The organism is Turicibacter sp. TJ11 (assembly GCF_021497505.1).
GTDB lineage: Bacteria > Bacillota_I > Bacilli_A > MOL361 > Turicibacteraceae > Turicibacter.
Genome location: NZ_CP069349.1, coordinates 1426577 through 1450000 on the forward strand (window position 1 = coordinate 1426577; position 23424 = coordinate 1450000).

Here is a 23424-nt window from a genome sequence, read left to right on the forward strand (position 1 = left end):
TTCACAAGTTGAAAATCTTCCTTTTTTTTAGTCATTAAAATATGATATGCTATTAACAAAATAACTATGGAGGATTGCCCTATGAAACGTATAAAATACTTACCATTTTTACTTCTACTTCTATTAGTAGGATGTCAGCAAAAGGAACCAGAATCGTTCGAACCGATCTCACAAAATAAGTTTTTATTAGGAACCATTGTAAATATTACCCTTTATGATAATCCTCAACAAAGCATTTTTGATGAAATTTTTACAGCTATTGAGGAAATTGAGACAAAAATGACGATAAATAACGCAACAACGAGTGAAATCATTGAAATTAATCATGAGGCAGGAAATAAAGCTGTTAAAGTTTCCCAAGAAACTTTTGATGTGATAAAAACAGGATTAGAGTATTCAAAACTTTCACAGGGAAGATTTGATATTACTGTTGGGCCTCTAGTTAAACTGTGGGAAATTGGGTTTGAAGATGCTCATGTTCCAAATCCGTTAGAAATTGAAGAGAGTTTAACCTTAATTAATTATGAAAATGTAGAATTAAACGAAGACGAGTTAACAGTGAAATTAACAGAACCTAATATGATGATTGACTTAGGGGGAATTGCTAAAGGATATGCGGCTGACGTCGCTGCCTCTATTTTAAAAAAACACGGTAATCAACAGGCAATTATTAATTTAGGTGGTAATGTTTATGCTTATGGTGAAAAGACAAATAAAGAAACTTGGAAGGTAGGGGTTCAAAATCCATTCTCTTTACGTGGTGAGTATCTTGGAATTGCTAAAGTTAAAAACAAAAGTATTGTTACTTCTGGAACTTATGAACGTTTCTTTGAACAAGATGGTGTCACATACCATCACATATTAGATCCTAAGACGGGATATCCCGTTGAAAATGGCTTAATGTCGGTTACAATTATTGCAGATAGCTCAATGACAGCGGATGCCTTATCAACCATTGCCTTTACACTTGGAATTGAGGAAGGATTGAAGCTAATTGAATCTCTTGAGGATGTTGAAGCACTTTATGTCACAAACGATAAGTTACTATATGCCTCATCAGGTTTTCTTAATAACTTTGAATTAACTGATCAAACTTTTTCAATTGCTAATTAAAGACTAAGACCAATTTATTGGTCTTTTTTTATTTGACTAAAGCCTATTTTTCTCAATGCAAAAGACTTTGAATTAAATGTTGATCATAGCTAAAATATCCACTTTTTTACAAAGGTACTAAAGAAAGTATCCATCTTAACAGATGAATTCACTTTATTTTCTAATCTGCCATCTGAAAGAATAATAAAACTTCAAAAAAATTGGGCTACTGCCAAACCCTTTTTTGCTTTAGGTAATATACTATATTGTAGTTGATTTTCAAAGGAAAGGATGTTATATGTTATGAATGGATACAATAGATGTGGAGGATGTCAAGCTCCAATGGTTCAACAACCTATGATTTATGCAGTACCTACAATGCAACAACCAATGTCAGTAAAAACGGAAATGGTGAATATGCCAGAAAAAACATGTGATTCAAAAATGGGAGTTCCTCAAATGGCTCCAATGCCAATGGCTAATCAAATGTCAATGCCTCATCCAATGTCAATGCAAATGCCAGCACATGCTTGTGGCCCTATGCATTTTGAAAGCTGCTGTCAAGTAGTAGAACCAACTGTATGCTGTATGCCAGAAGTTCATCACCATCACCGAGTAGAACATATCGTACCAGTTGTTGTACGCAATGTTCACCATCATCATAATCATCATGATTATGTCATCTGCAAACAAGAAGGTATGGAAACTCATCAATATGATCACGGACTTCGTAATGAAGACTGGTGTGGATTGGCAATGCAAGGTCAAGGTTGCCCAACAAAACCAATGTGCTAATTTTATTAAAAAAAGAACGGACTCAGTCTAAAATGTACCCTAGAGAGTAGACAAAGAAAAAAGTCTACCCTCTAGGGTTTTTTGATAGAATAGAAAGTATATAGTTTTTGGAGGATTAAAAATGAGCAAGAAGTTATTTACATCAGAAGAAATTGAACAGTTAAAACAAAATACCTGTGTTAAATCAGTGTCTGAAAAAGGCATTACGTATACAAAAGAATTCAAAGAAAATTTTATTAAGATGAGTGAGAAAGGTCATTTGCCTAGAGAAATATTTGAGGCTCATGGATTTGATCTCTCAGTTCTTGGCATGTCTCGTGTGGCATCAGCGGCTAAACGTTGGAGACGCGCCTATAAAACACAAGGGGCTTTAGGATTAGATGATGCACGTACGAAATACTCAGGACGACCGATTCAGCGTGAGTTAACATTAGAAGAACAACTGCAACGCACGCAAGCCGAGTTAGAGATATTAAAGATTGAAAATGAATTATTAAAAAAGTTGAGACTCATGAGAAAACTGCTCGAATAGTTTCACCCAGTTTAAAGTTTCAAATCATTCACGAGATTGTTAAGCAATCACGGTTTAAACATTTAATTTCTTATTTATGCGATAGTTGTGGTGTTTCACGTTCAGGATATTATCGCTATTTTTCGTCATGCGCAAAAGCAGCGCGATTAAAACGGCAACAAGAAGAAGAGACTCGTTTAGAGGCCATTAAACAAGCGATTAACTTCAAAAACCGTACAACTAAAGGGATTCGTCAAGTCGCAATGGTTCTACAGGGGGAGTTTAATCTGACATACAATCTCAAATCTGTTCATCGCATCATGAGAAAATATCACTTACTTAGTCCTGTCCGACGTGCCAATCCTTATCGTAAAATCGCAAAAGCAACACATGAACATCGTATTTATTCAAATAAAGTTAATCGTGAATTTAAACGTTCAAAACCTAATGAGGTATTTTTAACAGACATTACCTATTTAAAGTATGGAAAGAATCGTACCGCCTACTTATCAACCATTATAGATAGTGCGACAAATGAAGTGGTTGCGTCTCAGATTAGCGAAAATTTGAAAATTGACTTTGTTCTTCAAACGTTAGATAAGCTACGTGAAAATCCTAATATTCAATTAACTGAAACAAGTATGATTCATTCAGATCAAGGAGTTCATTATAGCAGCCCACAATTTTCGACTAAATTGAAGGAATTAGGAATTCAACAATCGATGTCACGAAGAGGAAACTGTTGGGATAATGCACCCCAAGAATCATTTTTCGGTCATTTAAAAGATGAAGCCAACATCAAACAACAACAAACATTTGAAGAATTAGCAGAAGAAATTTACGATTATATTTACTACTATAATCATTACAGATATCAATGGAATCTAAAAAAGCTGACTCCTGTAAAATTCAGGAATCAGCTACTAGCAGCATAGGTTTTTTTTTCTTTGTCCTTGACAAAGGGTACAGATTAGTCCGTTCTTTTTTCTATGATACAAACTTCTAATATTTATAAACTCATCCTATAAGACGTTTTAAAATTAAAGCAAAAACGGTTCTATAATATTTGGTGTTGCTGATCAAGCAACACCTTTTTTCATGGCATAAAAAAAGAGACATCTCATCTCTATCCTGTTACAATGTTATCGACCAAGAAAACAATAGAAAGGATGGATTGAATGTCTCACTCCTATTTTACTAGAAAATTTTTAAATATTAAAGATAAAAATATTACGTTCCAAGAAGATTATTTTGAAGAGGTGAAGCTTCATGGTGTGACTAGCTTCATTTTTAAAGGAATTTTATCTTATCAACCCACTCATTGCGAACACTGTGGGACACTATTTGATTCTAAATTTAAAAAGCATGGGTTCAAAACGTCTCGAATTGTCATTCCTAAAGTTTCACTCCATGATACTTATTTAGATTTAAAGAAACAACGTTACTACTGTGGGCATTGTCAGTCAACGTTCACTCTAAAAACATCGATTGTTGAAAAGAACTGCTTCATCTCTTATCACACTAAACACGCCATTGCGTTAGAGGCTCAAAATAAGATTTCAGAGTCTGATATCGCTCGTCGTCATCAAGTGTCCCATTCCACTGTCAATCGAATCATTCATAGCTTCTATGAGTCTCAATCATTAAATTTTAATTCCCTTCCTGAAAATCTTTGTTTTGATGAATTTAAATCGGTGAAGTCAGCACAAGGCCACATGTCCTTCATCTTTTGTGATGCCGATACCAAACAAATCATCGATATCATTGAAGATCGTCGCTTAAGCTCCCTTCAAACGTATTTTAAACGCTATACCCAAGAAGCACGTTCTCGTGTCAAACACATTGTCATTGATATGTATGCCCCTTATATCAGCTTAATTAAGGAGCTTTTTCCGCACGCGAAAATTGTCATTGATAAATTCCATCTCGTTCAACATATTTCTCGTGCGTTAAATAAAACAAGAATTCGATTCATGAAACAGTTTAAGAAACACAGTCGCAAATTTAAACGTTACTGGCGATTATTTTTAAAGTCTCACACCTTACTTAACACCACGACTTATCGTTCCGTTTACTGTTTTAAACAACCGATGCGTGAGATCGATATCCTAAACTTTTTACTTGATTTATCTCCTGAATTAAAAGCAACCTATGATCTTTATCAAGACTTACTCTTCGCTCTTCAAACCAAAAACTTCGAGCGATTCCATCACTTACTTCAAGCCAAACATCCTCTGATTTCTCCTGAATTCCAAACTGCTTTTCAAACGTTTAAAACGTATCAATCTTATATTGAAAACACACTGACCACTTCGTACACCAATGGTCCGATTGAAGGGATTAATAATAAAATTAAAGTCATTAAACGAATCGCTTTTGGCTATCGAAGCTTTTACCATTGGGTCACCTACCATGCGGAGCATGTCTCCTCCACTAGTAGGGTAATTAAATCAAGAATTCTTATCACTCAAAATCTAACTAAACCCAAAGTAAAAATCCTAGCAGCATAGCCACTAGGATTTCAATTCAAGTCACTCATTGTAATAGGTTAAAAATTAATCAGCAACACTATTTGACAAAGAGCCGCAAAAACTTACGATTTTCTATCTTAGTCACGAAAAAGTATAATAATAAATGTTATTTTATAAGTATAGAACTGTAATTCTATAACATAGGGTGTTGCTGGTGAAACAACGCCTTTTTTCATCGCATAAAAAAAGAGGGGAATATCCCCTCCTTAATCAAAAGAAATTAATTATTTAACTTCATGAATTTTCATTAAGTTAGTGTTTCCTTCACCTGCAGGTAATCCAGCAGTAACAACTGCGATTTCTCCTGATTCTAATCCAGCGAAGTCTTCAGCAACTTTAGCAGCTGTAGCTAATAATTCATCAGTGTTAGCTGTTTCTTCAACAACAACTGGTTGAACTCCCCAGTATAATGCTAAAGATGTAGCTGTTTTTTCGCAAGAAGTTGCAGCAACAACTGGTGCAGATGGACGGTATTTAGAGATTGCACGAGCAGTAGCTCCTGATTGTGTACAAGCGATAACAGCTTGAGCTCCTAAATCTTCTACAGTATCTGCAACAGCTAATCCCATAGCAGAAGATACGTTACGTGTAGATGATGCCATAGCACGAGCGATAATTTCTTGATGATCTAAAGCTTGCTCAGTACGACGAGCGATACGAGCCATTGTTTCAACAGCTTCTAATGGATATTGTCCAGCAGCTGATTCTCCTGATAACATGATTGCATCAGTTCCATCGAAGATTGCGTTAGCAACGTCTGATACTTCTGCACGTGTAGGACGTGGATTTTTTTGCATAGATTCTAACATTTGAGTTGCAGTTACAACGATTTTTCCTGCAGCATTACATTTAGCAATGATTTCTTTTTGGATTAATGGTACATCTTCAGCTGGTACTTCTACCCCTAAGTCTCCACGAGCAACCATGATTCCGTCTGATACTTCGATGATTGCATCTAAGTTTTCAACACCTTCTTGGTTTTCGATTTTAGAGATGATTTGAGTATGAGTATTTCCTTGCTCAGCAAAGATTTCACGAATTGCTAATACGTCTTCTGCACGACGAACGAATGATGCAGCGATGTAATCAACTTGCATTTCACATCCAAAGATCATGTCTGAACGATCTTTTTCAGAGATGAATGGCATATTTAATTTAGCACCTGGAACGTTGATTCCACGACGGTCTTTAATATATGCAGAGTTTTTAACTGTACATACGATTTCTTGGTTAGCTTGATCTAATTCAGTAACTGTTAATTCAACATATCCATCGTCAACTAAGATTGTTCCACCAACAACTACGTCATTGATTAATCCTGGGTAAGTGATAGAGAATTTTTCGGCTGTTCCTAATACTTCGTTCATAGCAACGCGTACAGTTTGACCAGCAACTAAGTCAACTCCACCATTTTCGAATAAGTGAGTACGGATTTCAGGTCCTTTAGTATCTAATAAAATAGCTACGTGAGTTCCTTTTTCTTTGTTGATTTCACGGATTAAATCCATACGAGCTTTTTGCTCAGCATGATCACCGTGAGAGAAGTTACAACGGATACAGTTCATTCCTGCATCTACTAATTTTGATAACATTTCTTTTGGTTCTGATTTAGGACCAATTGTACAAATCATTTTTGTGTTTTTGAAAGTATGTTTCATTTCCTAGTACACTCCTTTTTAAGTTATATTCAATAATCTTACTTCAACTATTTGTTTTCATTAAGATAATTGTTTTGCTAAGTTATACATTGTTTCATCGAATACGCGTGGTAAATCAAGTGCTTCTAAAATATCGTAATGTGTTAATTCGTTGTTACGAATTCCCACACAACGTCCACCTTGACCTTCAATTAATAAATCAACGGCATAAGCACCCATACGACTTGCTAAAACACGATCCGCTGCTGTTGGTGCTCCACCACGTTGTGTGTGCCCTAAAACAGTTGCACGAGTTTCAACACCAGTGCGTTTTTCGATTTCTTTTGCTAATTCATGAGCATCTGTCATTAATTCAGCTAAAGTAACGATGAAATGTTTCTTTTGACGTTTTTTACCTTCTTCAATTTGAGCTACAATTTCATCCATGTTGATACCTTTTTCAGGTACGATTAAGTCTTCAGCACCGCTTGCAATCGCTCCCCATACAGTTAAGTCACCGCAATGACGGCCCATGATTTCTACTACGCTACAACGAGCATGTGATGCTGATGTATCACGTAAACGATCAATTGCATCAATAACTGTGTTTAAAGCAGTATCGAAACCAATTGTGAAATCACTACTTACGATGTCATTATCAATTGTACCCGGTAAAGCGATACAGTTGATTCCCATCTCAGTTAATTTTTTGGCTCCCATATAAGAACCATCGCCACCAATAACAACTAATGCCTCAATTCCGTGCTTTTTCAGTTGCTCTACACCAAGTTCACGAACTTCAATGTTTTTGAACTCTGGAAGACGTGCTGATCCTAAGAATGTTCCACCGCGATTAATGATGCCACCAACATCACTATTCGTTAATGGTTTAATATCACCCTTAACTAATCCAGCATATCCATTGTAAATACCGAATACTTCGATATTGTTAGCAATACCTGCTCTTACAACGGCACGAATGGCTGCGTTCATACCAGGTGCATCTCCACCACTAGTAAGCACACCAATTCTTTTTACCATAGTGTTTCACCTCACACTAGAATTTTGATCATCATCCATTTAATGAAGATTATTCCTCACATATTATATCAGTATTTTCAATATTTATAAATCTTTTCCTCTCGGTTTCTGCTATGAAACCGCTATTATTTTACTAAGATTGAGATTTTTTTCATTATTTCGAATAGTAATTCTTCCGTTAACCGCTACCACTTTTCCTAAAAGGTTGCGATATTCACTCTTATATTGATCAGAAAAAACAGTCACAGTTAACGATACATGTTCATCACTTATTTCTAAGAATCCCATTAAATTCCCTTTTTTATCTCTAATTTCTCTAAATCTCTCAACAAACCCAACAAAAGTTGCTTGAGAAAGTGTCAAATGAGCAATATCACTTGGATAATACCATCCGTTTTCCTTAGCGGCATTAGCCATCAAATAAATAGGATGAGCTTTTAAATAAAATCCTAGCAATTCTTTTTCTCGCTTCATTAGCTCTAATTGGGAAAACTCTTTAGCTAATACTTGAACTTCGAAATCTGTTTCAAATAAACCACCATCATATTTAGAAAAATCAAGAATCGCTTTAAGATTATGATGAAGTGTTTGACGATTATAACCAAACTCATCTAATGCACCAACGTCTATTAAACATTCATAAGCTCTTTGATTCATAAAACGTTTCGTTCGAATAATAAAGTCATAGAATGAGTGAAACAATCCCTCTTCGCGTTCTTGAACTAGCTGACGAGTTAAGTTTAACCCAATATGCTTAATAGGTAGTAAGCTAAAACGGATCGCTTCACCTTCGATTTGATAAACTAATCCACTCGAATTCACAGAAGGTGGTAAAATAGATAAGTTTAGTTGCTTAGCCTCTTTAATATATTGAGCAGTATGACGCTCACTTCCAATGACGTTTGTTAAGGCCACACTCATAAAATACGTCGGATAGTGAACTTTTAAATAAGCCATTTGATAAGCAACCATACTGTAAGCGACTGCATGACTTCGGTTAAATCCGTAGTTGGCAAATTTTAAAATTAAAGCGTATAACTGCGTCGCAATTTCTTGAGTATGGCCTCTTTCAACAGCTTTAAAAACAAATGTTTTTTCTTCTTCTTCAAGTACGTCTTTTTGTTTTTTAGAAACGGCACGTCTTAAGACATCTGCTTCAGCTAATGTGTATCCTGAAACGACGTGAGCAATCTGCATGATTTGTTCCTGATAAACAATAATTCCATAGGTATCTTGTAAAATTCCTTGTAAACTCGGATGGTAGTAATCAATAGCTTGCTGTTCATTTTTTCTAGCCGCAAAAAGAGGAATACTTTCCATAGGCCCAGGTCTAAATAAAGCATTACAAGCGACAATATCTTCTAAACATGAAGGACGAACCTTTCTTAGAACTTGTCGCATCCCATCAGATTCTAACTGAAATACTCCCGTTGTTTGACCACTTGCGATCATCTCGTACGTTTTGGCGTCATTAAAATCAATTTTAGCTATATCAAAGGTTGGATCAGACGTTTGTTTAATTAAAGACGTCATTTGCTGTAGCATATTTAAATTTTTTAATCCTAAAAAATCCATCTTTAATAAGCCAATGGCTTCTAAATCTTCAGCTTCATATTGAGAAACATAGATGCCAGTTGGACCTTCCATAATCGCTGTATAATCGGTTAAGTCATGATCGCTAATAATAACTCCCGCTGCGTGGATAGAAGTATGACGAGGTAGTCCTTCAATTTTCATTGCTTCTTGATAAATAGTCTCTAATTTAGGATAGCTTAAAAAGAACTCTCGTAACTCCTGATTTTGATTGTAAATTTCCTTTAACGTCATTCCCGAATAAATAAAAGCTGCGACTTTATTAATTAATTGAATGTCAACCTCATGAATACGAGCTAAATCACGCCAAGCTGATCGCGATTGAAAAGTTCCAAAAGTCGCAATTTGTACCACACATTTAGGACCATACTTAGTCTGTACATATTCAATTACTTCATCACGACGATTATCCTGAAAGTCTATGTCAATATCTGGCATCGTTATACGTTCAGGATTTAAGAAGCGCTCAAATAACAGCTTATATTTAATTGGATCGACATTCGTAATTCCTAAAACATAAGCAACAATAGAACCCGCTGCAGACCCACGACCAGGGCCAACAAAAATGTGATTCGTTTTAGCGTATTTAATAAAATCCCAAACAATTAAAAAATAATCAGCAAATCCCATCTCTTTAATAACGCCTAACTCGTAACTTAATCGCTGTTTATGAGTAGCCGATAACTCTTCTTTGTATCGTTTGACTAACCCCTTATAGCAAAGTGCTTCTAAATAACTATCTGAAGAAATACCTTCAGGTGTCGTGAATTTCGGTAATAATTGTTGATGAAGTGGAATTTCAATTTCACAACTTGCAACAATTTCACTTACTACTTCAATGGATTCTAAATGATCACTAAATAGTGTACGCATTTCTTCTTCCGTTTTAAAATAACGTTCAACATCTTGAATTTCAATTTGCTTAATCGATTGATTTTGTTTGATTGCGGTTAAAAAGGTTAATGTTTTTGCATCCTCTTGTTCAAGATATCGAACATCATTTAAAGCGACTGTTTTTAATCCAATACTTTTTGCCCAATAAATCAATCCTTGTGAAAGGTCATAGGTTTGACGATTCACACGTAAAAGACCTATATACAAATGTTTAATTCGTCTTAAATATTGCTCATAATATTGAGTTAAATACTCTTGCTGACGTTGTTCAATCAGAGAGACTAAAAATCCCTGTTCACCACTAGTAATCACAATTACATCTGACGAGTAAGTAATGATGTCCTCAATCGTTACTTCTCCATCCTCTAGTGCTGCGGCAGAGGCTAATTTTAATAGTGCTTGATAGCCTTTATTGTTTTTGGCAATTAATGTCCAATCATCTTTAAACTCATCTACTTTTATGTTTAAACGTATTCCTATGATGGGTTTAATTCCTGCTAGCTGACAAGCCTTATAAAACTTGATGGCACTATGCATCGTCCCATCTTCAACTAGGGCCAGTGATTTTAAATCCCGCGAGGTTGCTAAGTTGATATAATCAGCTATTTTAATGGAACTTGTTAGTAATGAATAAGCTGATCGTACCTGTAAATGTGTAAATCCCATTCGAACCCCCTACCATTTCTTTATCATCAAAACGTTTATTTACTTTTAATTTTAATATGATAGAAAAGACGACTCCTAACGATGGATAGTCTTCCCTTAATTTTTATTTTTATCTATCAAAAATTAACTTAGCTCTTTTAGATAAGATAAACAGGTTTGCTCTAATTCATCAAGCAGTAGTTGACAGTCATCCCATGTCTTAACCATCGCACCTGATGCTTTTGGATGACCACCACCTTCAAATTTAGCGGCTACTTCATTAATAATCGGTCCGTTCGAGCGAATATTCGCGCGAATACGCCCATCTTCATTTTCAAAGAAGCAAACCCAAACACGAATTCCTTCAATATTGGCTAACGTATTAACTAGTGCTGAACGTGTTCCTGTCGTTAATCCATAAGATTCTTGAACGTCTTTAGACATTTTAAAATAGGCAACTCCTGCCTCGCTGACTTCAAACTGACTTAAAACGAAGCCTTGTGCTTGAACGATATTTAACGGACGACGGTATAATAATTCATGAATTTTATTACGATCAATATCACAATCATATAAAAAGCTTGCAGCAGCTAATGTATGCTTCGTTGTACTGTCGTATAAAAAACGTCCGCTATCAGCAATAATTCCTGTATACAAATGCTCAGCCGATTTTAAAGGCATCTTTAAGTTATATGCTTGTTCATTAGCTAAAAATAAATTTACCACAATTTCAGAAGTTGCAGTTGCCTGTGTATCAACGTAATTAATTTCAGCATAATCTTCAACAACTGGATGGTGATCTAACTTAATCAGTTTAGCTCCTAGCTTATAGCGTCCATCATCAATACGAGCTGAATTAGCGGTATCCATAATGAACACTAAAGCCTGTTCATACTCTTCATCACTGACTTCATCCATGACTCCCATCCAATCTAATGATGGTTCTGTAAATCCAACGGTTTTAACCATTTTTTCTGGATAATTATGACGAATAAGCTCTGCTAATCCTAGTTGAGAACCTAGTGCATCAGGATCAGGGCTCACATGACGATGAATGATAATTTTATTAAAGCGAACGATTTGATTCCAAATTTCATTTAACATAATTTCACCTCTAAGCGCATATAATGATTAAATTATATCACAACCTCTTTAAATTACATGATGGAATACTACCTAATTTAAAAGCGGGATCCTATATAGAATCCCGCTTCTTTTTATCATTTATTAATCATTATTTAACAAATGCGTATGTATCTTTGGCGATCATTAACTCTTCGTTTGTTGGAATGGCAAATACTTTGATTTTTGAATCAGCTGTTGAGATTAACGCTTCTTCTCCCATCACATTATTTGCTTGTGCATCTAATTGAATTCCTAATGCTCCTAAACGGTTCACAACTGCTTCACGAACTGGAATAGAGTTTTCACCAATACCAGCTGTAAATACGATTGCATCTACTCCACCTAAATAAACAAAGTATGATCCAACGTAGTCACAAATACGTTTAATGAATAAGTTAAACGCGATTGTTCCACGCTCATCTCCTTCAGCTACTAATTTTAAGATATCGCGCATATCTGAAGAAGCTCCCGATACTCCGTATAATCCTGATTCTTTATTTAACGCATTGACTGCTTGATCAATCGTTAAGTTTTCTTTTTCCATCACGAATGGTAAAACAGCTGGATCAACATCTCCTGAACGTGTTCCCATCATGATTCCTGCTAATGGTGTGAATCCCATTGTTGTATCTACTGAGTGTCCACCTTTAACTGCTGATAAAGATCCACCATTTCCGATATGGATGGTAATGATTTTAGTTTCTGCTAATGGTTTTTCTAATAATTCAGCACAGCGCTCTGCAACGTATTGGTGAGAAGTTCCGTGGAATCCATATTTACGTACTCCGTATTTTGTATACCAGTCATATTTTACTGGATATAAGTAAGCATCTTTATCCATTGTTTGATGGAAGGCAGTATCAAATACAGCAACCGAAACAGCGTGTGGTAATTCTTTCATGAATGCTTTAATTCCTAAAGCATTTGCTGGGTTATGAAGTGGTGCTAATTCTGATAATGCTTCGATTTCTGCTAATACTTCTGGTGTTACAACTACTGAGCGATCGAATTTTTCTCCACCATGAACAACGCGGTGTCCAACTCCACTAATTTCTTCGTAGCTAGAAACGATGTTTAATTCTAATAATGCTTCTAATAATAATTGAACCGCAATACTGTGGTCTTTGATTGGTAATACTTTTTCAATTTTTTGATCTTCGAATTTGATGTTAAATACCCCATCTTCAAATCCGATACGCTCAACTAATCCTTTAGTGATAACTGTTTGAGCTGGCATTTCTAATAATTGAAATTTTAATGATGAACTTCCTGCATTGACTGATAAAATTTTAGTCATGACGATACCCTCCATTTTATTTGTTAAGTTTTATCCAATTTTCAATACGTGTAAGCATCTTATTAAATTGATGCGCATCATTGAAATTCGGTAATTGTGCAACTAACACTTCACCAACTGGTTTCACATGCTCTCCATTTTTTTGAATGATAAATAAACTTTTCCCAAGTTCATCTTGTTTAAATAGAGTGGTTGGTAACTGCAATAAAGCCTGAATATTTGCCTTTGATGTCAGTAATTGATGAAACGCTTGTGAATGAGTTTGGCTAAATAAATCATTTGGGATGACGTAAAAAGCATATCCGCCTGGTTTTAAATAATTAAGATGATTCTCAATTAATAAATAAGGTAGATAATTAACACCCTTTTGAGCTAATGTTAATCCTAATTGATTCATTTCCTCTTCTTCTAATTGTCCTTCAGGTAAATCTCCAATAATTAAATCGAGTGGATCAATGAATAATGGTTTTAATGAACTTTGTTGATAAAATTGCACTGCATATTCTTGCATATCAGAAAGTGTACATGCAATTTTTAATAAATCACGATCAATTTCAACCCCAAAAATTTCTTGTGGCTCAACTTGTAAATGATTTAAAGTCGCAGTTAATAAGTTACCCGTTCCAACCGTTAAATCAGCCATTCGAACTTCATTAAAGTTTTTGACAAACTTAGAGATTAAATATCCTAAAATTAGAGCAATTGAATCAGGTGTCATAATTGCATTTGTTAAACGTTCTGATTTTAGTCCTTTCAAAATCGCTAACTGAAGCGCTTTTCTTATTTCCTCTTGTGTAAACTCTAACCCCTCTAATACAGCATATTGTTGCTGTAACGTTTCCTTCGACTCTTCGCTAATCGATTGGCTAATTTCTTGCGACATGATATTTTCACATGATTCACACATCGCATGTAAATAGCTCATCTTTAACTCCGAGCTAATGATCATCGAGGTTTCATCTACGAGATCAAATAGTTGTTCAATTACCTCAGGTCTAAGCACTAAAAATCACCTCTTCATGATATACACATTGATTTTACTACAACTTTAAGTTAATGTCACTGCTTTAGTCCAAAAAATGTTATAACCTTTATAGAACAACAACTACTAAAAAAGCGCTTTTTGGAGACTTTATACATTATTTCACTAAGTTTTTCCTATTTCATCTAGATGTTTTAACATAAAAAATGAGTAAAACAAATGTTTTACTCATTTTCATTATCATCAACTTGAGATGATTTATGACCTGATTTATCAAACTCATTCATAATACTATTAACCGCTCTAGGCACTTGATCTAATAAACGTTCATATAAAGAGGTACGTTCTTCTAAGTGCTTTAATTCAACACCTGATTGATTAACGACTAAAAAAGCAATTGGTGTGATTGAAATTCCGCCACCGCTTCCGCCACCAAATGGTGGTTGATTATTTGGGCCTATTTTATGTTCTGATTCAAACTCACTACCACCCGCTGCAAATCCAAAACTGACTTTAGAAACAGGGATAATCGTTTCTCCTTGATCAGTTTTAACAGGATTTCCAACAATTGTATCGACATCAACCATTTGTTTAATATTTTCCATGGAAATTTTCATTAAATTATGAATTGGATGTTCAGCCATTTTATCTTTCCTCCTCTAGCTTTACCAGTCTTTTAATTCTTAATAATTCTTTAAACGATAATAAAAGAACAATAATAATATTTCCCAATCTGAAAGAGAGTATGCATGATAGATTTAATAAAATTGAATTTCCATTAAATTTACTTGTGACATTAAAATGATACGACTCAATCTTTTTCACATAACGTTCAATCAGTGCATAGATGTTTGCTTGAATCCCCCAAATTACACCTAGCAAACATCCGGTTGTCATCGCATCATTTACACTAAACTCAATCCATGAATCAAGCTTATTGATTTTTATTTGCTTCGTAACTCGTCTCAAAACAATCTTACTTTCTTTAAAAATACGTTTAAAACGATGTAATATCTTTTTTAGTTTTTTTAAGTTTAGCTGTTTCTTCACTTTTTTTTCTTTAAATTTTTCTTCTTTTGTGACCCTTATTTTTTTTGATTGATGATCTTTAATCGATGGTTGATCAACAGTTTCCACTTCTGTAACTTTCTTAACTTTTACATCTGTCTTTACTTCTTTTTTCATGACTTTTGATTCTGTTGCTTCTTTAACTTCTTGAACTTGCTCTTTGACTTCTTCTTTCATCGACTGACTCATCAGATCATCTAAATTTACTCGATACTTCAACCAAAGATATCTAAATTCAATCCAACCTGTTTGATTTTGGATTAAAATCTCAATCTTGATTTTGATGAATAATAAGAGTATAAAAATCCCCAAGACAGTCAACAAAAAATAACCAATCCAACGCATAGTATAATCCCCTTAACTTAGACTTTTTTGTTAGTATGTCACAAAACAAAAACTTTTATTCCTCACTTTTTTATCCCCCCCTCCCCTCTACGATAAAAAGGTCGTTAGCTAAATCAGCTAACGACCTTTTCTTATTCAACAAAAGAAATCTGATAATCTTTATACCATAAATGAAATTGATATAAATAAGCAATTAACTGTGGCTGAGTCATTAACTGACCAAACCAAGGTCGAGTGATAATTTCGTCATCCGTATTAGCTAATGCCCATAGTTTTTTTTCATCGAAAATCTCATGTAAAATCGAGTTTGAATCACGAAGTGCCTCTCTTAGTAACGCCTGAGTTAATTCTTTATAGTGAGGATTATGTGTTTTTGGATATGGATTTTTTTTACGATATAAAACTTCATTAGGCAGTAATCCTTCTAACGATTTACGCAATAATCCTTTTTCCATTCCTTCATAAAACTTCATTTCCCAAGGAATATTGTATAAATACTCCATAATTCGATGATCAGCGAATGGAACACGAACTTCAAGACTTGCTCCCATACTCATTCGATCTTTTCTATCAAGTAAAGTCGTCATAAACCATTTCATATTTAAATAAGTTAGTTGTCGTTTTTCATTTTCTAATTCGTGATCACCCTCTAAAATAGGAGCTAGTGCCATTGATTCATTAAATCGTTCTTTAGCATAACCAACTAAATCTAATTTTTCTCGCCACTCTGGTTTTAATAACGTATTTCGAACCTCTAAATCACGAAGCCATGGAAACATGCCATTTAGTGGCTCACGATAGAACCAAGGATATCCACCAAAAATTTCATCTGCACATTCTCCAGATAAACTCACGGTAAACTCATTTTTTATCTTTTTACAAAACCAATATAGCGAAGAATCCACATCAGCCATTCCTGGCATATCACGTAAATGAACAGCGTCAGTTAAAGCATCAGCTAAGTCTTGATTACTAATCACACAATAGTGATGCTGAGTTTTATATACATCCGACATTAACTTAATAAACTCTTGATCTTGCGATACAGTAAAATCTGTTTTTTTAAAATATTTTAAATTATCTTCATAGTCAATTGAAAAGGTATGAAGATTTTTCAATTGGCTAGCCGCTACTGCGGTAATCGCTGAAGAATCGATTCCTCCTGATAAAAAGGTACAAAGTGGAACATCTGAAACTAATTGACGTTTAAAGGCATCTAATAAGAGTGCTCTTGTTTTTTCAACGGTTGTCTCAAAATCATCTTCATGCTTATTTGCCTTTACATCCCAATATTGATGACATTTAATCTGCCCTCTAGAAACCGTCATATAATGACCAGGTTTTAACTCGTTAATTCCGTGATAAAGTCCCTGACCTGGCGTATGAGAAGGACCAACAGCTAATAATTCTTTAAATCCTTCTAACGTAATTTCACTTTTATGAGTGTATTGTAAAATTTGTTTTTGTTCGGATGCAATCAAAATTCCATCAGATAGCAAGTGATAATACAGTGGTTTTACGCCTGCACGATCGCGTGCTACATATAACGTTTGTTCTTGGCTATTCCAAACAGCAAAAGCATAAATTCCGTTCAACTTATCAACCACTTTTTCTCCAAAACAAACATAAGCTTTTAACAAAACTTCTGTATCTGAATGTCCTTTAAACGTATATCCTTTGTCTAATAACTCTTCTCTTATTTCATCGGTATTATACAACTCTCCGTTATAGACAATGGTGTAATGATAAAAACTCATCGGTTGTTTTCCTTGTTCAAGATCAACAACTGATAAACGTCGATGACCTAAAAACACATGCTTATCATAAAATGTTCCCCCCTCATCTGGACCACGATGAATAACCGATTGTACACATTTTAGATCATCAGCTGTTTTCACATCACTCACTTGATAGTTTACCACTCCAAAAATTCCACACATCCATCTCACCTCACTAAAATTAACTATTAGTCTGAAATCATAACTAAATCGTACGACATATGTTATGATAAAACCCACCTAGTTGAAACAAACTTTCACTTCTGATAATATAAAATTATCTTACTATCGAAAGGATCTTTTCTTTTATGAAACACTTGATGATCAAACTCATTCGTTTTTATCAAACGTATATTTCTCCTCTTTCTACTCCAAGTTGTCGCTACATTCCGACATGTTCCCATTATGCGATTGAAGCCATTGAAACGCACGGGGCATTAAAAGGAGGATTTCTTGCTTTTAAACGACTTTTACGCTGTAATCCATGGGGAGGAATGGGCTATGACCCAGTCCCTCAAACTTGTAAACATCATCATCATAAAAATTCAAAAAAATAGACGACAAATGAGTTTTATGCATAAAAAATTGGCATAGGATAAATAGATTATTAGATTTGCCATCATGCGATTTTTTATGTTAGGGGGAGGATTTGAAGTGGACTTAATGACTTTTTTTGAATATATCGGTTTGTTTGTTTTTGCAGCTTCAGGTGCTATTTGTGCCATAGAAAAAAGAATGGACTTTTTTGGGATTTTAACGCTTGCTACGGTTACTGCCATTGGAGGAGGAGTGACTCGTGATGTCGTCACTAACATTGGAATTCCTATTTTTTTCTCTAAATCTGAATATATGATGATTATCCTTATTTCAACGATTTTAGTTATTCTGTTGCGAGGAAGCATGAAATGGAAGATCTCTTTTATTATGTTAGATGCCGTTGGCTTATCTGTCTTCACTATTGCAGCGGGAATAAAAGCTATTGAATCAGATTATAACTTTATGACATTTTTATTTGTTTCTGTCATTACAGCTGTTGGAGGTGGGCTTATTCGAGACATATTAGCACAAGAGGTTCCCACTATTTTAAAACGCGAGATATATGCAGTTGCCTCTTTAGTTGGAGCGATTAGTTTTTGGATGCTTTATCCTTTAATTGGACTCACGATTAGTTCTTATCTTTGCCTAATCTTCATTTTTTCTATTCGCATAATCACCTACTACTGCCAGATTCACCTTCCTTATATTGAAAATGGAAAAATTCACTTTAAACAAGATCAATAGACCCGATTCGTGATTAAATCGGGTTTTTTATTTCCTCTCTTTTTAAAACAAGGTATAATAGTTCTATAATTTAAGAAATGTAGTGGTGATAAAGTTGAATTTAATGACAATTGAAAATATAAGTAAAAGCTACTCTGTTAAAACATTACTTAAAGATATTTCATTCGGAATCAGTGAGGGTGAAAAAATCGGAATCATTGGTGTGAATGGAACCGGAAAATCAACACTTTTAAAAATTATTGCTGGTATTGAAACATCAGAAACAGGAAAAATTACAAAAGGAAATCGAGTTCGTATCGAATATCTTTCGCAAAATCCAGAATTTGATGAAGAGGCAACTGTCTTAGAACAGGTTTTCAAAGGAAATTCTCCTGAAATGAAACTTCTACGTGACTATCAAGAAATTCTTGAGATTTTACAAAAAGATTACAATGATGAAATCAATGAACGCTTATTAAAAATTCAAGATCAAATCGATAGCTTGAATTTATGGGATTTAGAAAGTGAAGCTAAATCTGTCTTAACCAAACTTGGGATTACAAACTTCTCACAAAAAGTTAAAGAGTTATCTGGGGGACAACGTAAACGTGTCGCATTAGCCTCAGCGCTTATTACTCCATGCGAATTATTAATTTTAGACGAACCAACCAACCATTTAGATAACGAAACAATTTCTAAGTTAGAAGATTATTTAAATGGAAGAAAAGGATCGTTATTAATGATTACCCATGACCGTTACTTCCTTGACCGTGTCACAAACCGTATTATTGAGCTTGATAAAGGGAATTTATATAGCTATGATGGAAACTACTCGTTATTTCTTGAAAAGAAGATGGAACGTCTTCAACTTGAAGCTGCCATGGAAGATAAGCGCCAAAACTTATTAAGAAAAGAATTAGCTTGGGTTCGCCGTGGAGCGCAAGCCCGTTCTACGAAACAAAAAGCACGTTTACAACGTTTTGAAGATTTAAAAAATCAAGAAAAAAATACCTCTCAAGAAACACTCGATATCTCAGTTGCTTCAACACGTTTAGGTCGTAAAATCATGGAGTTTAATCATGTGAGTAAATCTTATGGGGATCGCTGCCTTATTCATGATCTTGACTACACACTCGCTAGAACGGATCGCATCGGAATTGTAGGTCCTAATGGAGTTGGAAAATCTACTTTAATTAACCTCATTCGTGGAAAAATTAAACCGGATGCTGGAACGATCGATATTGGAGAAACAGTAAACATCGGATGCTTCGCTCAAGAAAGTGAAGAAATGAATCCGAATATGCGTGCGATTGACTATATTAAAGAAAAGCGTGAATATATCGAAACAGCTGATGGAACTCGTATTACGGCTTCTCAAATGTGTGAACGTTTCTTATTTGATGGTCATCTTCAATATTCTCAAATTGGAACATTATCAGGTGGAGAACGTCGTCGCCTCTACTTATTACGCATTTTAATGGATGCTCCAAACGTGTTACTTCTTGATGAGCCAACGAATGATCTAGACATTGATACGTTAAGACGTTTAGAGGATTATTTAGATGATTTTAATGGTATTGTAATTACCGTTTCACACGACCGTTATTTCTTAGATCGTATTTGTAATAAAATTTTTGCGTATGAAGGAAATGGTCACATCAACATCTATACAGGTAATTATAGTGACTATCTAGCGTTTCAAGAAACTAACCAAGCATTAAAAGAAGCCATTCAAGAAGAGACCAAACTAAAAGAAACTCAAAAAGCTAAACCACGCTTAGAGAAAAAGATAAAATTCACATTCGCTGAACAAAAAGAATTTGAAACAATTGATGATGAAATCTCTGAGCTAGAAGAAAAAGTGGTTGAATTAGACGAACAACTGATTCAATATTCAACCGACTACGTTAAACTACAAGAAATTATGGCACAAAAAACAGAAGTTGAAGAGAAATTATCTTATAAATATGAACGTTGGGAATATTTAAATCAATTGGCAGAAGAAATTGAAAATTCTAAGAAATAAAAAAGACTCGACCAAATGGTCGAGCTTTTTTGGTTCTATAATATTTGGTGTTGCTGATCAAGCAACACCTTTTTTCATGGCATAAAAAAAGAGACATCTCATCTCTATCCTGTTACAATGTTATCGACCAAGAAAACAATAGAAAGGATGGATTGAATGTCTCACTCATATTTTACTAGAAAATTTTTAAATATTAAAGATAAAAATATTACGTTCCAAGAAGATTATTTTGAAGAGGTGAAGCTTCATGGTGTGACTAGCTTCATTTTTAAAGGAATTTTATCTTATCAACCCACTCATTGCGAACACTGTGGGACACTATTTGATTCTAAATTTAAAAAGCATGGGTTCAAAACGTCTCGAATTGTCATTCCTAAAGTTTCACTCCATGATACTTATTTAGATTTAAAGAAACAACGTTACTACTGTGGGCATTGTCAGTCAACGTTCACTCTAAAAACATCGATTGTTGAAAAGAACTGCTTCATCTCTTATCACACTAAACACGCCATTGCGTTAGAGGCTCAAAATAAGATTTCAGAGTCTGATATCGCCCGTCGTCATCAAGTGTCCCATTCCACTGTCAATCGGATCATTCATAGCTTCTATGAGTCTCAATCATTAAATTTTAATTCCCTTCCTGAAAATCTTTGTTTTGATGAATTTAAATCGGTGAAGTCAGCAGAAGGCCACATGTCCTTCATCTTTTGTGATGCCGATACCAAACAAATCATCGATATCATTGAAGATCGTCGCTTAAGCTCCCTTCAAACGTATTTTAAACGCTATACCAAAGAAGCACGTTCTCGTGTCAAACACATTGTCATTGATATGTATGCCCCTTATATCAGCTTAATTAAGGAGCTTTTTCCGCACGCGAAAATTGTCATTGATAAATTCCATCTCGTTCAACATATTTCTCGTGCGTTAAATAAAACAAGGATTCGATTCATGAAACAATTCAAAAAACACAGTCGTAAATTTAAACGTTACTGGCGCTTATTCTTAAAGTCCCACACGTTAATTAATACCACCACTTATCGCTCCGTTTACTGTTTCAAACAACCGATGCGAGAAATTGATATCCTAAACTTTTTACTTGATTTATCTCCTGAATTAAAAGCAACCTATGATCTTTATCAAGACTTACTCTTCGCTCTTCAAACCAAAAACTTAGAGCGATTCCATCACTTACTTCAAGCTAAATATCCTCTGATTTCTCCTGAATTCCAAACCGCTTTTCAAACGTTTAAAACGTACCAGTCTTATATTGAAAACACACTGACCACTTCGTATACCAATGGTCCCATTGAAGGGATTAACAATAAAATTAAAGTCATTAAACGAATCGCTTTTGGCTATCGTAGTTTCTATCATTTTAAATCAAGAATTCTTATTACTCAAAATCTAACTAAACCCAAAGTAAAAATCCTAGCAGCATAGCCACTAGGATTTCAATTCAAGTCACTCATTGTAATAGGTTAAAAATTAATCAGCAACACTATTTGACAAAGAGCCGCTTTTTTATGCTCCGAAGAATGTTGTAAATAATTTAACCGTTAAATCATGATCCTCAACTGTTGCTAATTCACGAACTGAGTGCATTCCAAGTAATGGTGCTCCCATATCCATAACTGGAATCGTTAAAATAGACGATGTAACTGGACCAATTGTTGTTCCACCACGAACATCTGAACGATTATAGAATTTTTGATATGGAATATCTGCTACTTGGCACAGTCCTTCAAAAATAGCCATACAGTTACTGTCTGTACTATATGAACCCGATGCTGCAATTTTAAGCACTGGACCTTTTCCTAACACTGGACGATTCGTTGGATCATGTTTTTGCGCCGCATTCGGATGAACAGCATGTGCTAAGTCAGCAGAAATCATAACTGATTGAGCTAACGTACGATGCATGTCTTCACGCCCTTTTCCAAGTGCTAATGTGACACGTTCAATAATATTAGGAATGAAATTTGAATTTGCACCTTGTGCTGTTAAACTTCCAATTTCCTCATTATCCATGCAAATCATCATTTTAGTTGCTGCATTGTCTTTACTTTCAACTAATGCTTTAACTCCAGCGTAAACCATCCACATATCATCTAGTCCACCACATGAAATGAATTCTTCATTCATTCCAACTAATGAACCTTTTTCATACTCGTATAAACTTAAATCAAATCCCATAATATCTTGATGATTCACGTTTAACTCATCAGCTAATAATTTTACTAAGTAGTTATCTTTTTCAAACTGATCGTTAACTAATCCAAGTAAAGGTAACGTGTCGTTTTGTTTATTAACTTCAAAACCTTCATTAACTGATCGATTCATATGGATAGCCAAGCTTGGAATGATTAATAATGGTTTATTAATATTGACTAACTTCGTAATGGGTTTAAGTGGTGTTTCTCCTTTTAACGTTACTTTTCCTGCTAATCCTAATGGACGATCAAACCAAGTATATAAAAGAGGTCCTCCATAACCTTCTGTATTTAATTTTAAGTATGTTCCTTCTGTCACCATCTCTGGTTTAGCTTTTACTCTAAAACCTGGTGAATCCGTATGTGCCCCAATCATGCGAATTCCATGATCAACAATATCTCCTGTTCCAATTTCAAAAGCAATTAAGGCAGAATCATTTTTCTTAACATAGTACTTTCCTTTAGCTTGTAAAGACCAAGAATCAGTCTCTTTTAATTCAGTATAACCATGGTTCATTAAGTATGATTCTGTTTGTAAAACACTATGAAATGCTGTTGGACTTGCATATAAAAAATCAATTAATTCCAGTG

General features: G+C 34.7%; 18 protein-coding genes (1 of these 18 running past the window's edge). 8 read left to right on the forward strand and 10 right to left on the reverse strand.

Annotation, left to right across the window (positions count from 1 at the left end; translation table 11 throughout):
* Nucleotides 1-81: 81 nt before the first annotated feature.
* The 4 genes from JRC48_RS06955 (at nt 82) to JRC48_RS06970 (ending at nt 4908) form a co-directional block, all read left to right on the forward strand.
* Complete coding sequence (locus tag JRC48_RS06955; protein ID WP_235068860.1) at nt 82-1113, forward strand: FAD:protein FMN transferase; 1032 nt, start codon at nt 82-84, stop codon at nt 1111-1113.
* 282 nt (nt 1114-1395) lie between these two features.
* Nucleotides 1396-1887 (forward strand): hypothetical protein, encoded by a 492-nt coding sequence (locus JRC48_RS06960; protein WP_235068861.1) that lies wholly within the window; start codon nt 1396-1398, stop codon nt 1885-1887.
* 121 nt (nt 1888-2008) lie between these two features.
* Nucleotides 2009-3333, forward strand: a protein-coding gene (locus JRC48_RS06965) for an IS3 family transposase (protein WP_370630355.1) whose coding sequence is annotated in 2 segments (ribosomal slippage) — nt 2009-2417 and nt 2417-3333 — 1326 coding nt in all. Because the reading frame shifts where the segments join, the coding sequence is not laid out codon by codon here.
* Nucleotides 3334-3576: 243 nt separating this feature from the next.
* Nucleotides 3577-4908: an ISL3 family transposase gene (locus JRC48_RS06970; RefSeq protein ID WP_235068863.1), complete on the forward strand. Its 1332-nt coding sequence runs from the start codon at nt 3577-3579 to the stop codon at nt 4906-4908.
* A gap of 245 nt (nt 4909-5153) precedes the next feature.
* Here the strand turns inward: JRC48_RS06970 and pyk are convergent, their stop codons facing one another.
* The 9 genes from pyk to asnB form a co-directional block, all read right to left on the reverse strand.
* Nucleotides 5154-6587 (reverse strand): pyruvate kinase, encoded by a 1434-nt coding sequence (gene pyk, locus JRC48_RS06975; RefSeq protein ID WP_235068864.1) that lies wholly within the window; start codon nt 6585-6587, stop codon nt 5154-5156.
* A 60-nt stretch (nt 6588-6647) separates the two neighbouring features.
* Entirely contained in the window at nt 6648-7607 is a 960-nt protein-coding gene (gene pfkA, locus JRC48_RS06980) for a 6-phosphofructokinase (protein WP_235068865.1), read from the reverse strand.
* 111 nt (nt 7608-7718) lie between these two features.
* On the reverse strand, nt 7719-10760 hold the full coding sequence (dnaE, locus tag JRC48_RS06985) for a DNA polymerase III subunit alpha (protein WP_235068866.1): 3042 nt from the start codon (nt 10758-10760) through the stop codon (nt 7719-7721).
* A 123-nt stretch (nt 10761-10883) separates the two neighbouring features.
* Nucleotides 10884-11843 (reverse strand): bifunctional oligoribonuclease/PAP phosphatase NrnA, encoded by a 960-nt coding sequence (locus JRC48_RS06990; RefSeq protein ID WP_235068867.1) that lies wholly within the window; start codon nt 11841-11843, stop codon nt 10884-10886.
* 130 nt (nt 11844-11973) lie between these two features.
* Nucleotides 11974-13161, reverse strand: coding sequence for an acetate/propionate family kinase (locus JRC48_RS06995; protein WP_235068868.1), 1188 nt, complete (start codon nt 13159-13161; stop codon nt 11974-11976).
* Between the two features lie 16 nt (nt 13162-13177).
* Nucleotides 13178-14164: a class I SAM-dependent methyltransferase gene (locus JRC48_RS07000; protein WP_235068869.1), complete on the reverse strand. Its 987-nt coding sequence runs from the start codon at nt 14162-14164 to the stop codon at nt 13178-13180.
* A gap of 203 nt (nt 14165-14367) precedes the next feature.
* Nucleotides 14368-14787 carry a GerW family sporulation protein gene (ytfJ, locus tag JRC48_RS07005; RefSeq protein ID WP_235068870.1) on the reverse strand — a complete coding sequence of 140 codons (420 nt, stop codon included), beginning with the start codon at nt 14785-14787 and terminating at the stop codon, nt 14368-14370.
* Nucleotide 14788: 1 nt separating this feature from the next.
* Nucleotides 14789-15556 carry a DUF2953 domain-containing protein gene (locus JRC48_RS07010; protein WP_235068871.1) on the reverse strand — a complete coding sequence of 256 codons (768 nt, stop codon included), beginning with the start codon at nt 15554-15556 and terminating at the stop codon, nt 14789-14791.
* Between the two features lie 131 nt (nt 15557-15687).
* Nucleotides 15688-17496 carry an asparagine synthase (glutamine-hydrolyzing) gene (gene asnB / locus JRC48_RS07015; RefSeq protein ID WP_235068872.1) on the reverse strand — a complete coding sequence of 603 codons (1809 nt, stop codon included), beginning with the start codon at nt 17494-17496 and terminating at the stop codon, nt 15688-15690.
* Between the two features lie 146 nt (nt 17497-17642).
* On the opposite strand from asnB, the gene yidD reads away from it, so the two are divergent.
* The 4 genes from yidD to JRC48_RS07035 all read left to right on the forward strand — a co-directional run bounded on the left by yidD (nt 17643) and on the right by JRC48_RS07035 (nt 22063).
* Complete coding sequence (gene yidD, locus JRC48_RS07020; protein WP_235068873.1) at nt 17643-17891, forward strand: membrane protein insertion efficiency factor YidD; 249 nt, start codon at nt 17643-17645, stop codon at nt 17889-17891.
* 106 nt (nt 17892-17997) lie between these two features.
* Nucleotides 17998-18615, forward strand: coding sequence for a trimeric intracellular cation channel family protein (locus JRC48_RS07025; protein ID WP_235070996.1), 618 nt, complete (start codon nt 17998-18000; stop codon nt 18613-18615).
* Nucleotides 18616-18718: 103 nt separating this feature from the next.
* The gene (locus JRC48_RS07030; protein WP_235070997.1) at nt 18719-20620 is read left to right on the forward strand and encodes an ABC-F family ATP-binding cassette domain-containing protein; all 1902 of its coding nucleotides are present in this window, start codon (nt 18719-18721) and stop codon (nt 20618-20620) included.
* A 156-nt stretch (nt 20621-20776) separates the two neighbouring features.
* The gene (locus JRC48_RS07035; protein ID WP_235068874.1) at nt 20777-22063 is read left to right on the forward strand and encodes an ISL3 family transposase; all 1287 of its coding nucleotides are present in this window, start codon (nt 20777-20779) and stop codon (nt 22061-22063) included.
* Between the two features lie 81 nt (nt 22064-22144).
* Here JRC48_RS07035 and JRC48_RS07040 read toward each other — a convergent pair whose 3' ends face one another.
* Nucleotides 22145-23424: the 3' portion of a M18 family aminopeptidase gene (locus JRC48_RS07040; RefSeq protein WP_235068875.1), read on the reverse strand. Its footprint extends 16 nt past the window's final position; only the last 1280 of its 1296 coding nucleotides appear in the window; its start codon lies off the right edge, out of view; the stop codon is at nt 22145-22147.

Bases quoted from the DNA above. Each gene is read 5' to 3' on its own strand.
- JRC48_RS06955 (WP_235068860.1), top strand. From the start codon at position 82: ATGAAACGTATAAAATACTTACCATTTTTACTTCTACTTCTATTAGTA.
- JRC48_RS06960 (WP_235068861.1), top strand. From the start codon at position 1,396: ATGAATGGATACAATAGATGTGGAGGATGTCAAGCTCCAATGGTTCAA.
- JRC48_RS06970 (WP_235068863.1), top strand. From the start codon at position 3,577: ATGTCTCACTCCTATTTTACTAGAAAATTTTTAAATATTAAAGATAAA.
- pyk (WP_235068864.1), bottom strand. From the start codon at position 6,587: ATGAAACATACTTTCAAAAACACAAAAATGATTTGTACAATTGGTCCT.
- pfkA (WP_235068865.1), bottom strand. From the start codon at position 7,607: ATGGTAAAAAGAATTGGTGTGCTTACTAGTGGTGGAGATGCACCTGGT.
- dnaE (WP_235068866.1), bottom strand. From the start codon at position 10,760: ATGGGATTTACACATTTACAGGTACGATCAGCTTATTCATTACTAACA.
- JRC48_RS06990 (WP_235068867.1), bottom strand. From the start codon at position 11,843: ATGTTAAATGAAATTTGGAATCAAATCGTTCGCTTTAATAAAATTATC.
- JRC48_RS06995 (WP_235068868.1), bottom strand. From the start codon at position 13,161: ATGACTAAAATTTTATCAGTCAATGCAGGAAGTTCATCATTAAAATTT.
- ytfJ (WP_235068870.1), bottom strand. From the start codon at position 14,787: ATGGCTGAACATCCAATTCATAATTTAATGAAAATTTCCATGGAAAAT.
- JRC48_RS07010 (WP_235068871.1), bottom strand. From the start codon at position 15,556: ATGCGTTGGATTGGTTATTTTTTGTTGACTGTCTTGGGGATTTTTATA.
- asnB (WP_235068872.1), bottom strand. From the start codon at position 17,496: ATGTGTGGAATTTTTGGAGTGGTAAACTATCAAGTGAGTGATGTGAAA.
- yidD (WP_235068873.1), top strand. From the start codon at position 17,643: ATGAAACACTTGATGATCAAACTCATTCGTTTTTATCAAACGTATATT.
- JRC48_RS07025 (WP_235070996.1), top strand. From the start codon at position 17,998: ATGACTTTTTTTGAATATATCGGTTTGTTTGTTTTTGCAGCTTCAGGT.
- JRC48_RS07030 (WP_235070997.1), top strand. From the start codon at position 18,719: ATGACAATTGAAAATATAAGTAAAAGCTACTCTGTTAAAACATTACTT.
- JRC48_RS07035 (WP_235068874.1), top strand. From the start codon at position 20,777: ATGTCTCACTCATATTTTACTAGAAAATTTTTAAATATTAAAGATAAA.